Origin of the sequence: Allobosea sp. Root483D1, from assembly GCF_001429505.1 — a bacterium.
Lineage (GTDB): Bacteria > Pseudomonadota > Alphaproteobacteria > Rhizobiales > Beijerinckiaceae > Allobosea.
The window spans coordinates 1-13,374 of record NZ_LMJW01000006.1 but is presented as its reverse complement, the minus strand read 5'-3'; the positions used below and the strand labels follow the sequence as shown (position 1 = coordinate 13,374).

Annotated in this window: 12 protein-coding genes; 10 read left to right on the top strand and 2 right to left on the bottom strand. The window is 67.5% G+C overall.

Features of this window, described 5'->3' with window-relative positions; translation table 11 throughout:
* Window positions 1-25: 25 nt before the first annotated feature.
* Entirely contained in the window at window positions 26-757 is a 732-nt protein-coding gene (locus tag ASE66_RS09050; RefSeq protein ID WP_057189304.1) for a LuxR family transcriptional regulator, read from the bottom strand.
* 145 nt (window positions 758-902) lie between these two features.
* On the opposite strand from ASE66_RS09050, the gene ASE66_RS09045 reads away from it, so the two are divergent.
* The 3 genes from ASE66_RS09045 (at window position 903) to trmB (ending at window position 3,453) form a co-directional block, all read left to right on the top strand.
* Window positions 903-1,316 (top strand): helix-turn-helix domain-containing protein, encoded by a 414-nt coding sequence (locus tag ASE66_RS09045; RefSeq protein WP_057189303.1) that lies wholly within the window; start codon window positions 903-905, stop codon window positions 1,314-1,316.
* Window positions 1,317-1,471: 155 nt separating this feature from the next.
* Window positions 1,472-2,677 carry a methionine adenosyltransferase gene (gene metK, locus ASE66_RS09040; RefSeq protein ID WP_057189302.1) on the top strand — a complete coding sequence of 402 codons (1,206 nt, stop codon included), beginning with the start codon at window positions 1,472-1,474 and terminating at the stop codon, window positions 2,675-2,677.
* An 83-nt stretch (window positions 2,678-2,760) separates the two neighbouring features.
* Window positions 2,761-3,453: a tRNA (guanine(46)-N(7))-methyltransferase TrmB gene (gene trmB / locus ASE66_RS09035; RefSeq protein WP_057189435.1), complete on the top strand. Its 693-nt coding sequence runs from the start codon at window positions 2,761-2,763 to the stop codon at window positions 3,451-3,453.
* On the opposite strand, the gene ASE66_RS09030 is transcribed toward trmB, so the two are convergent.
* Window positions 3,401-4,516: a DUF2336 domain-containing protein gene (locus ASE66_RS09030; protein ID WP_057189301.1), complete on the bottom strand. Its 1,116-nt coding sequence runs from the start codon at window positions 4,514-4,516 to the stop codon at window positions 3,401-3,403. The two genes, trmB and ASE66_RS09030, sit on opposite strands and share 53 nt — an antisense overlap.
* A gap of 239 nt (window positions 4,517-4,755) precedes the next feature.
* On the opposite strand from ASE66_RS09030, the gene rimP reads away from it, so the two are divergent.
* From rimP to ASE66_RS08995, 7 genes are all read left to right on the top strand, one after another.
* Window positions 4,756-5,454, top strand: coding sequence for a ribosome maturation factor RimP (gene rimP / locus ASE66_RS09025; protein WP_057189300.1), 699 nt, complete (start codon window positions 4,756-4,758; stop codon window positions 5,452-5,454).
* A gap of 5 nt (window positions 5,455-5,459) precedes the next feature.
* Window positions 5,460-7,061, top strand: a complete 1,602-nt coding sequence (nusA, locus tag ASE66_RS09020) for a transcription termination factor NusA (protein ID WP_057189299.1) — start codon at window positions 5,460-5,462, stop codon at window positions 7,059-7,061.
* A gap of 16 nt (window positions 7,062-7,077) precedes the next feature.
* Window positions 7,078-7,767 (top strand): RNA-binding protein, encoded by a 690-nt coding sequence (locus ASE66_RS09015; RefSeq protein ID WP_057189298.1) that lies wholly within the window; start codon window positions 7,078-7,080, stop codon window positions 7,765-7,767.
* Window positions 7,764-10,592, top strand: a complete 2,829-nt coding sequence (gene infB / locus ASE66_RS09010; protein WP_057189297.1) for a translation initiation factor IF-2 — start codon at window positions 7,764-7,766, stop codon at window positions 10,590-10,592. The genes ASE66_RS09015 and infB overlap by 4 nt, the downstream gene beginning before the upstream one ends.
* 101 nt (window positions 10,593-10,693) lie before the next feature.
* Window positions 10,694-11,158, top strand: a complete 465-nt coding sequence (gene rbfA / locus ASE66_RS09005; protein WP_057189296.1) for a 30S ribosome-binding factor RbfA — start codon at window positions 10,694-10,696, stop codon at window positions 11,156-11,158.
* Window positions 11,145-12,089 (top strand): tRNA pseudouridine(55) synthase TruB, encoded by a 945-nt coding sequence (truB, locus tag ASE66_RS09000; protein WP_057189295.1) that lies wholly within the window; start codon window positions 11,145-11,147, stop codon window positions 12,087-12,089. Before rbfA ends, truB begins: the two co-directional genes overlap by 14 nt.
* 172 nt (window positions 12,090-12,261) lie before the next feature.
* A partial coding sequence (locus ASE66_RS08995) for a methyl-accepting chemotaxis protein (RefSeq protein ID WP_156412083.1) occupies window positions 12,262-13,374 on the top strand: 1,113 nt, incomplete at its 3' end.

Here is a 13,374-nt window from a genome sequence, read left to right as displayed (position 1 = left end):
GGAAGAAACGGATTCTAACCGCGGTTCAAATACTGATCTCGCCGCGACGATAGGCCTCGATCACCGTGCGCGTGCGGCCCCTGACGCCGAGCTTCCTGGCGGCGTTCTCGAAATGGGCCTCCGCCGTTCCGGCCGAAACCCCCAGGCGCTCCGCAACGCCTTCGGTCGTCTTGCCGATCGCGAACCAGGTCAGTACTTCGCGTTCACGAACGGTCAGGACATGCTCGCGGCGGGCCGGCCGCAGGCAATCGGTCGCCTTGCCATGCGCATAGATCGACATCAGGTGGATCGCCGAGCGGGCCTGACGCGACAGGTCCGGCCGGTCGCCGGCCATGGTGACCACGGCCTGGAAGCCGGCCTCGCCGTGAATCGGCACGCAGAAGCCCTCGATCATGTCGAAGTCGCGGGCCCGGTGCATCACCTCGCGCTGGCGCGTCAACGCGCCCTCGTCATGATAGACGTCGCTCCAGGCGAAAGGGTCGACCGTCGTCTTGCAATGGGCCGCGATCGGGTCCCAATCCGAGAAGGACTTCTCCAGATAGAGCTCGAACCAGCCCGGTGGCCAGCCGTTCAGGAGTACGAGCGGGTCGATCCTGTCTCCGATCTCCGGCAGCCCGGTGACCAGGAAAGCATGGAAACCGTAGCTCGCGAGCTTGTCGCGCAAGGCCGAGACGACCGTGATCGGATCGGTGAGGGTGCTCAGCCGATCGATGAAGTCGAGCGCGTCCCGTCCCGCGTTGAAATGCCGTCCCGACATGTCCCGCCTTCCCTGACCATTCTAGTTTCGCCCCAGAACGGCCAAGAATCAACGCATACCAATGCATACCGATCCGCGCCGCCCCTGGCCAGCGGTAGACGCGAGGCCGGAACTGCGGTTGAGTATGACGTGAGGTGAGCGGCCCATGCTGAAGAAACTCCCGAATCCGATCGACCGTCACGTCGGCAGCCGGGTGCGCATGCAGCGCATGCTGGCGGGTGTCAGCCAGGAGAAATTGGGCGAGGCCCTCGGCCTGACCTTCCAGCAGGTGCAGAAATACGAGAAGGGTACCAACCGGATCAGCGCGAGCCGCCTGCAGCAGATTGCCAAGATGCTGGGCGTGCCTGTCGCCTTCTTCTTCGAGGGCGCGCCGGCCGGCGAGGCGACTGGAATCGGCTTCGCCGATGCGGCGAGCACGAGCTATGTCGCCGACTTTCTCTCCACCAGCGAGGGTGTGCAACTTTCCAAGGCGTTCGTGCGCATCAAGAACCCGCGTGTACGCCGGCGCGTCATCGATCTCGTCGAGGCGCTGGCGGATGAACCGAGCGAAACGGCCTGATTCCGCTTTTTTTTGTTCGGCTCGACGAACAAAGCGTCGATCAAAAGAATTTCCTGCCTTGACGGCAAACCTTTCCGCTGCAAAAGACGCTGCGCCTTTTTCCGCGCGCAGGTGACCGCCGGCGCCGCTCGCAGCCTGGGAAGGATCCCCCGACCGTGTCCCGCCAGAATTATCTCTTCACCAGCGAATCCGTCTCCGAAGGCCATCCCGACAAGGTCTGTGACCGGATCTCCGATGAGATCGTGGATCTCTTCTTCAAGGAAGCGATCAAGGCAGGCCATGACCCGGCGCAGGTGCGCGTCGCCGCCGAGACGCTCGCGACCACCAACCGCATCATCGTCGCCGGCGAGGTCCGCACCCATCTCAACGAGAAGCAGATCAAGTCGAAGGTGAAGTCTGCCGCGCGCAAGGCGGTCCGTGCGATCGGCTACGAGCAGGACGGCTTCCACTGGAAGAAGGCCAAGATCGACGTGCTGCTGCATCCGCAGTCGGCCGACATCGCCCAGGGCGTCGACGAAGGCAGCAACAAGGATGTCGGCGCCGGCGACCAGGGCATCATGTTCGGCTATGCCTGCCGCGAGACCCCGGAGCTGATGGCGGCGCCAATCTATTACGCCCACAAGATCCTCGAGGTCCTCGCCAAGGCCCGTCATGCCGGCGAGGGCGCCGCCGCCAAGCTCGGCCCCGACGCCAAGAGCCAGGTCACGGTCAAGTACGAGAACGGCAAGCCGGTCGGCGTCACCCAGATCGTGCTCTCGACCCAGCATCTCGACGAGACGCTGACCTCGGCCGATGTCCGCAAGATCGTCGAGCCCTATATCCGCCAGACCCTGCCCGATGGCTGGATCTCGAAGGAGACCGTCTGGCACGTCAACCCGACCGGCAAGTTCGTGATCGGCGGCCCCGATGGCGACGCCGGCCTGACCGGCCGCAAGATCATCGTCGATACCTATGGCGGCGCGGCTCCGCATGGCGGCGGCGCCTTCTCGGGCAAGGACCCGACCAAGGTCGACCGCTCGGCCGCCTATGCGGCGCGCTACCTCGCCAAGAACGTGGTCGCGGCCAAGCTCGCCGACCGCTGCACGATCCAGCTCGCTTACGCTATCGGCGTCGCCAAGCCGCTGTCGATCTATGTCGACCTGCATGGCACCGGCAAGGTCGACGAGGCCAAGCTCGAGGGCGTGCTCGGCGAGGTCATGGACCTGACGCCGCGCGGCATCCGCACGCATCTCGGCCTCAACAAGCCGATCTACGCCAAGTCGGCGGCTTACGGCCATTTCGGCCGCAAGGCCGGCCGGGACGGCAGCTTCTCCTGGGAGAAGACCGATCTGGTCGACGCGCTGAAGAAGGCCGTCGCCTGATCCACGTCACCATCATCTGAATGAAGGCCGGGGCGGCTGCCCCGGCCTTTTTCTTTTGCTCGAACCCGCATAGAGCGAAGCGCATGACAGAGCAGCATGATCCAGACCGAGCCTTCTTCGGCCGGCGCAAGGGCAAGGGACTGCGCCAGGGCCAGGCCGAGCGCATCACAGAGACCCTGCCGGCGCTGCGCCTGCCCGAGGGGCCGATCGCGGACCTGAAGGCGCTCTTCCCCATTCCGGTCGAAGCGATCAGGCTCGAGATCGGTTTCGGCGGCGGCGAGCACCTCCTGGCGCGCATGCGCGAGAGCCCGCAGATCGGCTTCATCGGCGTCGAGCCCTTCATCAACGGCATGGCCAAGTTCCTGGCCGTGATCGAACAGGAGGGCCTGCGCAATATCCGCCTCTGGGACGGCGATGCTGCATTGCTCCTGCCGCTGCTGCCGGAAGGCAGCATCGACGCCGCCGATCTGCTCTATCCGGACCCGTGGCCGAAGCGCCGGCAGCGCAAGCGCCGCTTCGTCTCGGAGCGGACGCTCAAGCTGCTCGCCAGGGTATTGCGGCCGGATGGCCGCTTCCGCTTTGCCAGCGATATCGACGACTATGTCGGCTGGACGCTGGCGCGGCTCATGGCCTCGCCCGATTTCGACTGGGTCGACGAGAGTGCCGAAGAATGGCGCCAGCCCTATCCGGGCTGGGTGCGCACCCGCTACGAGGCCAAGGCGATCAAGGCCGGACGGGTGCCGAGCTATCTGACTGCGCGCCGTCGCGCATCCTGAGGAAGCCGAGCACGCGCTGGGCCGTCATCGGCGTCAGGTTGCGGAAGCTCTGCCTCGCCCGCTCCAGCACCGAAGCGGACTTGCCGTCGCCCTTGCGCAGGCCGATCAGCGCCTTGGTCGTCTCCCAGGACCAGCCCATGCCGCGCGCCACCAGCAGGACCGCGTCGCGATCGGGACCGAAGACGATCTGCTCGGTCGCGGGCAAGGTCAGCCGGGCCAGCGTGGCGACGCCGCAGACGGCATGCTCCACCGCGCCGGAGGTCGCATATTGCGCCACCACGGATTCATCGAGCTTGCCGGCGTCGTCCAGCGCCTTGACGTCCGCCAGCGCCTTGCCGAACCGACCCAACTCATCGCCGACCGCGGCCTGGATCGAGACGGCCTCGGCGCCACGCTCGACCGCGCCGGCGACGGCCCCGGCCAGAGACGGCTCGAGCGAGGCTTCGAGCCGGCGGCGGGCCGAGCTCTTGGCGGCCGCCATCAGCTGCTCGGCGAGATCGGCCGGGATGTCGGCGCGCGAGCCGAGCGTCGCCTGCAGGGCGTCGTCCTGGGCGGCGCGCATGACGAGGACGCCCATGCCATGGCGGGAGAAGCGGGCGGTCTGGTTGGCGGCGACGGCATGGGTCACGACGCGGCCGCCGCGCAGGATCAGAAAATCGGTGACCGGCTCGCCGAGATCCGGCCGCTCGGTGATGGCGAGCATGTGATCGCGCCCCTTGGCGGCAGCGATGGCGACGAGATCATGGTCGCTGAGCCGGGCCGAGGCGACGAGGACCGGCCGCGCGACCGCGATCTCGTCGAGGGCGAGCTGGCGCACGACACCGCTCGGTGCATTGGGAACGGGGGCCAGCCGCTCGGCCAGCTCGATGCGCGCTCTCATCTCGATCGCGCGGGCAAGGCGGCCGATGACCACGTCGAAGACGCCGACCTGGTCCTCGCCCATGTCCGTGGCCGTGGCGAGGAAGAGATCGGTCAGCCGCGACAGGATGACGGCGCGCTCGTCGGTCGAGCCGCGCGCCATCGTCGTCTCGAGATCGCGCAGCAGCGCACCGACAGGACTCATCACGCAACCTCACCACACAACCATCCCCCCGTCCTAGCAATGAAGAATGACCAGCGGGTTAGCGGGATCACCGCAATCGCGGAGAGGCTTGCAAGATCGTCGAAACAGGACTAGATAGCGGCCAACAGCTCTGGTTTCGGTGTAAGCCGGCGATCAAGAGCGGGCCCACCGGCCCGCTCTTTTTTGTTGGCCGAACCCCTCCAGAGCCCGCAGCCGCCAGGAGACCGGCAGCCATAGCCATGGGCGAGCAAAACACGCAGGACCAGGAAGACCGCATCGTTGTCGAGAGCGGCGTCGCTGCACGCGTGGCGACGATCATCGAGCCGGCGATCATGGATCTCGGCTACCGGCTGGTGCGGGTCCGCGTCTCCAGCCAGAACGGCTGTACTGTCCAGATCATGGCCGAGCTCCCCGACGGCACCATGACCGTCGAGGGCTGCGAGGCGGTGAGCCAGGCGGTTTCGCCGGCGCTCGATGTCGACGATCCGATCCAGGCGGCGTACCATCTGGAAGTGTCGTCGCCGGGCATCGACCGACCGCTGGTCCGGCCGGGCGATTTCGAGCGCTGGGCCGGTCACCTGACCAAGATCGAGACCAGCGAGATCCATGCCGGGCGCAAGCGTTTCCGCGGCATCTTGCGGGGTGCCGATGGCACCGATGCCTTGCTGAGCCGCGACGATGCCAAGGCCGACGAGGAACGCGACGTCGCGATCCCGATGCGGCTGATCACCGAGGCGCGGCTGGTGCTGACCGACGCGCTGGTCACCGAATCGCTCCGGCGCGGCAAATCCGGCTTGGCGCCGCACATGCCGCCTGCCGACGAGATCGCCCAGCCCGTGCCCGGGCGCGGCAAGTCGCTCGGCCCCCGCGATCCCAAGGCCCGCAAGTCGGGCAAGGATCCCAAGGGGCCGGTGCAGAACACAGAAGAAGAGGAGTGAGCGCCATGGCAGTTAGCGCCAACCGGCTCGAGCTGTTGCAGATCGCCGACGCCGTCGCCCGCGAGAAGTCGATCGACCGGCAGATCGTGATCGACGCGATGCAGGATGCGATCGCCAAAGCGGCGCGCTCGCGCTACGGCGCCGAGACCGACGTCCATGCCGAGATCAACGCGAAATCGGGCGAGCTCCGGCTGGCGCGCCATCTCCAGGTCGTCGACCTCGTCGAAAACGGCGCCGTCGAGATCACCGTCGACGAGGCCAAGCGCCACAACCCGGCCGCCCAGGTCGGCGACGTGATCTCCGATCCGCTGCCGCCCTTCGATTTCGGCCGCATCGCGGCCCAGTCGGCCAAGCAGGTCATCGTGCAGAAGGTGCGCGAGGCCGAGCGCGACCGGCAGTATGACGAATACAAGGACCGCATCGGCGAGATCGTCAACGGCGCGGTCAAGCGTGTCGAGTACGGCAATGTCTTCGTCGATCTCGGCCGCGGCGAGGCGATCATCCGCCGCGACGAGATGATCCCGCGCGAGACCTTCAAGGTCGGCGACCGCGCCCGCGCCTATGTCTACGACGTGCGCCGCGAGCCGCGTGGGCCGCAGATCTTCCTGTCGCGCACCCACCCGCAGTTCATGGCCAAGCTGTTCGGCCAGGAAGTGCCGGAGATCTATGACGGCATCGTCGAGGTCAAGGCCGTCGCCCGCGATCCGGGCTCGCGCGCCAAGATCGCGGTGATCAGCCGTGATTCCTCGATCGACCCGGTCGGCGCCTGCGTCGGCATGCGCGGCTCGCGCGTGCAGGCCGTGGTCGGCGAGCTCCAGGGTGAGAAGATCGACATCATCCCGTGGTCGCCCGATGTCGCGACCTTCGTCGTCAACGCGCTGCAGCCGGCTGAGGTCGCCAAGGTCGTTCTCGACGAGGAAGCCGACAAGATCGAGGTCGTGGTGCCGGACGAGCAGCTTTCGCTCGCCATCGGCCGGCGCGGCCAGAATGTCCGCCTCGCCTCGCAGCTCACCGGCTGGGACATCGACATCCTGACCGAGGCCGAGGAATCGGAGCGCCGTCAGAAGGAATTCCTGACCCGCACCGAGCTGTTCATGAACGCCCTCAACGTCGACGAGACGGTCGGCCAGCTCCTCGCCTCGGAAGGCTTCCGCTCGGTCGAGGAGGTCGCCTATGTCGAGCCGACCGAGCTGTCCTCGATCGAGGGTTTCGACGAGGACACCGCTGGCGAAATCCAGAACCGCGCCCAGGAGTATCTCGCGGCGATCGAGGCCGAGTTCGACGACAAGCGCAAGGCGCTCGGCGTCGAAGACGAGCTGCGCGAGGTCGAGGGCGTCACCACCGCGATGATGGTCGCGCTCGGCGAGAACGACGTGAAGAGCGTCGAGGACCTCGCCGGCTGCGCCACCGACGACCTGGTCGGCTGGACCGAGCGCAAGGATGGCGAGACCACCCGTCATTCCGGTTATCTCGACGGGTTCGACCTGTCGCGCCAGGATGCCGAGGCGATCGTGATGGCGGCCCGCGTCAAGGCGGGCTGGATCGAGGCGCCGGAGCCGGAAGCCGAGGTCGAGGCCGAGGTTGAAGCCGAGGAGTCGCAGGCCTGAGCCGGAACCGCGCACGATGAGCCGGCGCGCCGAAGGCGAGGGTTCGGAGCGCACCTGCGCGGTGACGCGCCAGGGCCGGGCACCGGAGGATCTGATCCGCTTCGTGGTCGGCCCCGGCGAGGTGCTGGTGCCGGACATCAGGCGCAAGCTGCCGGGACGCGGCGTCTGGGTCTCGCTCAGCGCGGCCGCGGTTGGCGAAGCGGTGAAGCGGCGCGCCTTCGAGCGCTCGCTGAAGACAAAGGTGACGGTGTCGCCTGATCTCGCCGCCGAGGTCGATGCCCTGCTGACCAGGGACGCGATCCAGGCGCTTGCCATGGCGAACAAGGCGGGGCTGGTCTCGACCGGCTTCGCCAAGGTCGAGGCGCAGGCGGGGGCCGGACGGCCTGCCGCAGTGATCGCCGCCAGCGACGGCGCCGAGGATGGCAGGCGCAAGATCGGCCAGGCGCTCCGGCGGGCGTCGACGCCGAAAGACATACCGGTCGTGGCGATTTTCGCCTCGGCTGAACTGGAACTGGCGCTCGGGCGTGAGCATGTGATACATGCTGCGCTTGCTCCGGGTCCGGCGACTGAGGGTTTCCTCGCGCGCTGGCGTCGGCTCGTCCGTTTTCGGACGAACGATGCTGGCGAAACGGCGTTTATCGACCCGACTGAATCCGACGCGCGTGACCAGACGAAGACCGAACCGGCAGGACCGAAAGCGGAATGAGTGATACCAAGACCCCCGGCGACAAGACCTTGAGCGTGACGCCTCCCAAGACGTTGTCGCTGAAGCGGCCTGTCGAACAGAGCACTGTCCGACAGAGCTTCTCGCATGGGCGCTCGAAGCAGGTTGTCGTCGAGGTCAAGCGCCGCGTCGCCGGCCACGAGCCGGCTCCGGCGCCAATCGCGCGCGCGCCCCAGCCGCCTCCGGCTCCGACGCCACCGCGGCCGCCTCAGGCGGCGCCGCAGGTCAGCCGGCAGGCCAGTGGCATGCTGCTGCGCACGCTCTCGGACGACGAAAAGGATGCGCGCCAGCGCGCCCTCTCCGATGCGCGCGCCAGCGAAGCCGAAGCCCGCTCCCACGCCGAGGAGGAAGCGCGCCAGCGCGCCGCCCGTGATCAGCGTGAGCGTGCCGAGCGCGAAGCCGCCCAGGCCCGCCAGCGCGAGGAAGAGGATCGCCGCCGGCAGGAGGACGAGCACAAGCGCCGGGCCGAGAGTGCCGCCCGCCAGCGCATGAGCGAGGAGGCTGCGCCGCCGCGGCCCGCGCCGGTGCGCGACGCTGCGCAGACCGCCGCTCCCTCTACCCCCACCTACGCGCAGACGCCGCGCCCCGCTCCTTCGGGACCACGGGAGTCGCGCGAATTCGGTGGGCCGCGTCCGCCGATGCGCGATGTCGGCGCAAGGCCGCCGAGCCTCGATGTCCGCCGTCCGCGCGCCGACACGCCGCGGCCGCCGCGCCCCGATGCCAATGCACCGGCCGAGCCGCTCGTCGCGCGGCCCGCTCGGCAGGCGCCCTCTTCAGCTGGCGCCCCGCGCAGCCGCCCCGATGACGGCGAGGCGCGTCCCGCCTTCCGCCGTCCCGGTGGTGCGCCCGGCGCGCCCCGCGGCGCCCCGGCTCCGGCTCCGAAGACCCCCAAGGTCGGCGAGAAGCCGCGCGGCCGCCTGACGCTCTCGACTGCGACGGGCGGAGACGACGAGCGGACCCGTTCGCTCGCCTCCTTCCGCCGTCGCGTGCAGCGCATGACCGGCCACCGCGCTTCGGACGTCGCCAAGGAGCGCGTGATGCGCGAGGTGATCATCCCCGAGACGATCACCATCCAGGAACTCGCGAACCGCATGTCGGAGCGCGGCGTCGACGTCATCCGCCTGCTGATGAAGCAGGGCGCGATGCACAAGATCACCGATGTGGTCGACGCCGATACCGCCCAGCTCGTGGCCGAAGAAATGGGCCACACCGTCAAGCGCGTCGCCGAATCCGACGTCGAGGAGGGCCTGTTCGACACGCCCGATACCGACGAGACGCTGGTCTCGCGTCCTGCGGTCGTGACGATCATGGGCCATGTCGACCACGGCAAGACCTCGCTGCTCGACGCGATCCGCAAGACCCATGTCGTCTCCGGCGAAGCCGGCGGCATCACCCAGCATATCGGCGCCTATCAGGTGACGACGCCGGCCGGTGCCAAGGTGACCTTCATCGACACGCCCGGCCACGCCGCCTTCACGGCGATGCGCGCCCGCGGCGCCAAGGTGACGGACGTGGTCGTGCTCGTGGTCGCGGCCGATGACGGCGTCATGCCGCAGACGGTCGAGGCCATCAACCACGCCAAGGCGGCCAAGGTGCCGCTGATCGTGGCGATCAACAAGATCGACAAGGCTGACGCCAATCCGGACCGGGTCCGCTCCGAGCTGCTGCAATACGAGATCCAGGTCGAGTCGCTCGGCGGCGAGACACTGGAGATCGAAGTCTCGGCCAAGACCGGCCAGGGGCTCGACACGCTGCTCGAAGCGATCGCGCTGCAAGCCGAAGTGCTCGACATCAAGGCCAACCCCGAGCGCGCTGCCGAAGGCACCGTGATCGAGGCCAAGCTCGACCGCGGCCGCGGTCCCGTCGCGACCGTCCTGGTCCAGCGCGGTACCCTGCGCACCGGTGACATCATCGTCGCCGGCGCCGAATGGGGCCGTGTCCGGGCGCTGATCTCCGATACCGGTGCTCAGATCAAGGAAGCGGCGCCGTCGCTGCCGGTCGAGGTACTCGGCTTCAACGGCACGCCGGAAGCCGGTGATCGCGTCGCGGTCGTCGAGTCCGAAGCGCGGGCCCGCGAGATCACCGATTATCGCGAGCGCCAGAAGCGCGATCGTCTCGCTGCCCGCGGTGCTGGCTCGGGCGCCGGCCGCTCGCTCGCCGAGATGATGCGCGAGCTCAAGGAAGGCGCTGGCCGCAAGGAGTTCCCGCTCGTCGTCAAGGGCGACGTGCAGGGCTCGGTCGAAGCCATCGTCGGCTCGCTCGAGAAGGTCGGCAACGACGAGGTTCGCGCCCGCGTGCTCTCGTCCGGCGTCGGCGCGATCACCGAATCCGACGTCACGCTGGCCCAGGCTTCGGGCGCGGTGGTGATCGGCTTCAACGTCCGCGCCCACAAGGAAGCGCGCGAGGCAGCCGAACGGGCTGGCGTCGAGATCCGCTACTACAGCATCATCTACAACCTGATGGATGATGTGAAGGATGCGATGTCGGGCCTGCTGGCGCCGACTTTGCGCGAGACCATGCTCGGCAACGCGCAGATCCTCGAGATCTTCAACGTCTCGAAGGTCGGCAAGATCGCCGGCTGCCGCGTCACCGACGGCACGATCGAGCGCGGCGCCAATGTCCGCCTGATCCGCGACGGCGTCGTCGTCCACGAGGGCAAGCTCTCGCAGCTCAAGCGCTTCAAGGACGACGCCAAGGAAGTGGTTGCCGGCCAGGAATGCGGCATGTCCTTCGAGAGCTACCAGGACATGCGCGCAGGCGATGTGATCGAGTGCTTCCGCGTCGAGGAGATCAAGCGGACCCTCTGATCGGCCCGCTTCCTCCCCGGATACTCACAAATGGCCGGGCTTTCGCCCGGCCATGACGTTTCAAACCCGTCCGTCCGGTCCGATCCCGGAGAACGAGAACCATGGCAAAGAAACCCAATACACAGGGCTCCGGGCCCTCGCAGCGGCAATTGCGCATCGGCGAATTGATCCGGCATGCGCTCGCCGAGCTGCTTTCGCGCGGCGACATCCACGATGATGTCCTGGCCAAGTATGTCATCACGGTTCCGGAGGTCAGGCTCTCGCCCGATCTCAAGCTCGCGACCTGCTACATCATGCCGCTCGGCGGCCAGGACGTCGCGCCCGTGCTGAAGGCGCTGAGCGGCCATACCCGCTATATCCGCGGCGAGATCGCTCATCGCGTGAACCTGAAATACGCGCCGAACGTCCGCTTCCTGAAGGATGAGAGCTTCGCCGAGGCCGAGCGTGTCGATGCGCTGCTCTATTCGGACAAGGTGCGGCAGGACATCCTGAAGCAGCCGCTCCGCATCGACCGCGACGACCTCGATCAAGACAACCCCCAAGACAAGTCTAATGACGACGACTGAAGAGAACGGCGCCGCCGCCGAGGACCGCAAGGAATTCGCGCCCCGGCCGAAGAAGCGCGATGTTCATGGCTGGGTCGTGCTCGACAAGCCGGTCGGCATGACCTCGACCCATGCCGTCGCCGTGGTGAAGCGCGCCTACGCCGCCAAGAAGGCCGGTCATGCCGGCACGCTCGATCCGCTCGCGTCCGGCCTCCTGCCGATCGCGCTCGGCGAAGCCACCAAGACCGTCCCCTTCGTCATGGATGGCCGCAAGGCTTATGAATTCACCGTCGCCTGGGGCTCGCAGACCGACACCGACGATACCGAAGGCAAAGTCGTCGCGACATCAGAGGACCGCCCCGACGAGACTGCGATCGCAGCATTGCTGCCGCGCTTCACCGGCACGATCCAGCAGGTGCCGCCGAAATTCTCGGCGATCAAGATCGCCGGCGAGCGCGCCTACGACCTCGCCCGCGACGGCGAGGAGGTGACGCTGCAGGCGCGCCCGGTCGAGATCACCGCGCTGCGCATCGTCCGACATGACGGGCCGACCACGACCTTCGAGGCCGAATGCGGCAAGGGCACCTATGTCCGCGCCATCGCCAGGGACCTCGGGCTGGCGCTCGGCTGTCTCGGCCATGTCGCCCATCTGCGCCGCACCCGCGTCGGACCGTTCTCGGTGGCAGAGGCGGCAACCGTCGAGACGCTGCGCGATGGCGACAACGCCACACAGGCGCTGCTGCCGGTCTCGGCGGCGCTGGCGCTGATCACCGAGATCGTCGTGCATCGCGACGCCGCGCTCAGGCTCAAACGCGGCCAGAGCGTGCTGCTGCGCGGTCGCGACGCGCCGCTCGAAGCGGAGGCGGTCTATGCGGTCAGCGGCGGCGTCCTGATCGCCACCGGCTCGATCACGCAGGGCGAATTCGTCCCGCACCGCGTCTTCAACCTCTAGAAGAACGGCCTTTGAAGCACACGCCTATCGTCGTGAACTTCGTGCTGAATGGGACGAACTCACTCAAAAATAAGCGGCTTTCGGCCAGATTCGACGCCCTTTAAGCCGAAATTTACCAGTTTGGACGGGTTCTTGAGTGCTGGCCGATCTCGGCCGCCTCAAGGAGCCGCCCGTGAAGAAGCTTGCTTCCCTCTGGCTACCGATCTCCAACCGGCTCGCCATCGTCGGGGTTGCCATCTTCGCAGCCGCCGTCGCGGCGTCGGTCATCCTGTCGATCCGCGCCGCTGATAGCGCGATGCGCGAGCGAGCCCAGGCCAGCCTGATCGTCAACAGCAACCTGCTGCGCGATATCCTCACCACCAAAGGCGAGGCACGGCTCGACGGCGACAAGCTCTATTTTGGTTCCGAGCTGGTGAATGGCAATTTCGCCGCCGTCGACAAGGTCAAGGCGCTCTCCGGCGGCACCGCCACCGTGTTCATGGGCGACACCCGCGTCTCGACCAATGTGCAGAAGCCGGACGGCTCGCGCGCGGTCGGAACCAAGCTGGCGCAGGGCCCGGCCCATGACGCCGTCTTCAAGGAACGCAGGACCTATTCCGGCGCGGCCGACATCCTCGGCGTCCCCTATTTCACGATCTACGAGCCGATCCTCCAGACGTCGAACAATGCGGTGATCGGCATCCTCTATGTCGGCATCAAGCAGGCGGATTTCCTAACCGTCATCGACGACATGATCCGCAACAACATCATCGTCGGTCTGGTGATCGCCTTGATCGGCGGAGCGCTGCTGTTCTGGCTGACGCGCCGGATGCTGAAGCCCCTCGGCCAGCTCAAGGAAACGATGCTGAAGCTGGCTGCGGGCGATCTTGCGAGCGAACCGCCAAGGCTGCGCAGCGGCGATGAGGTCGCGGCCATGGCCGATGCCGTCGCTGTCCTGCGGGAGTCGGCGATAGAGAAGGCGCGGCTGGAGACGGAGGCCGCCGAGCAGTCGGGGCGCAGCGATGCCGAGCGCCGTAGCAACCAGGCTGAGCGGGAGCGCACGGCGGAGCAGCAGCGCGAGGACGCTCGGCAGCAGGAAGCGATCGTCCGCGCACTGGCAGGCGGTCTGGAGCGCCTCGCCCAGGCGGACCTGACCTGCCGGATCGAGGACGCTTTCCCCGCCGAGTACGAACAGCTCCGAGCCGACTTCAACGAGGCCGTCGATCGACTGGCATCGACGGTATCGACGATCCAGGCGACTGCGGCCGATGTCGGGGTCGCGGCCCGCGAGATCAACATGGGTGCG

Bases quoted from the DNA above. Each gene is read 5' to 3' on its own strand.
- ASE66_RS09050 (WP_057189304.1), bottom strand. From the start codon at position 757: ATGTCGGGACGGCATTTCAACGCGGGACGGGACGCGCTCGACTTCATC.
- ASE66_RS09045 (WP_057189303.1), top strand. From the start codon at position 903: ATGCTGAAGAAACTCCCGAATCCGATCGACCGTCACGTCGGCAGCCGG.
- trmB (WP_057189435.1), top strand. From the start codon at position 2,761: ATGACAGAGCAGCATGATCCAGACCGAGCCTTCTTCGGCCGGCGCAAG.
- ASE66_RS09030 (WP_057189301.1), bottom strand. From the start codon at position 4,516: ATGAGTCCTGTCGGTGCGCTGCTGCGCGATCTCGAGACGACGATGGCG.
- rimP (WP_057189300.1), top strand. From the start codon at position 4,756: ATGGGCGAGCAAAACACGCAGGACCAGGAAGACCGCATCGTTGTCGAG.
- nusA (WP_057189299.1), top strand. From the start codon at position 5,460: ATGGCAGTTAGCGCCAACCGGCTCGAGCTGTTGCAGATCGCCGACGCC.
- ASE66_RS09015 (WP_057189298.1), top strand. From the start codon at position 7,078: ATGAGCCGGCGCGCCGAAGGCGAGGGTTCGGAGCGCACCTGCGCGGTG.
- infB (WP_057189297.1), top strand. From the start codon at position 7,764: ATGAGTGATACCAAGACCCCCGGCGACAAGACCTTGAGCGTGACGCCT.
- rbfA (WP_057189296.1), top strand. From the start codon at position 10,694: ATGGCAAAGAAACCCAATACACAGGGCTCCGGGCCCTCGCAGCGGCAA.
- truB (WP_057189295.1), top strand. From the start codon at position 11,145: ATGACGACGACTGAAGAGAACGGCGCCGCCGCCGAGGACCGCAAGGAA.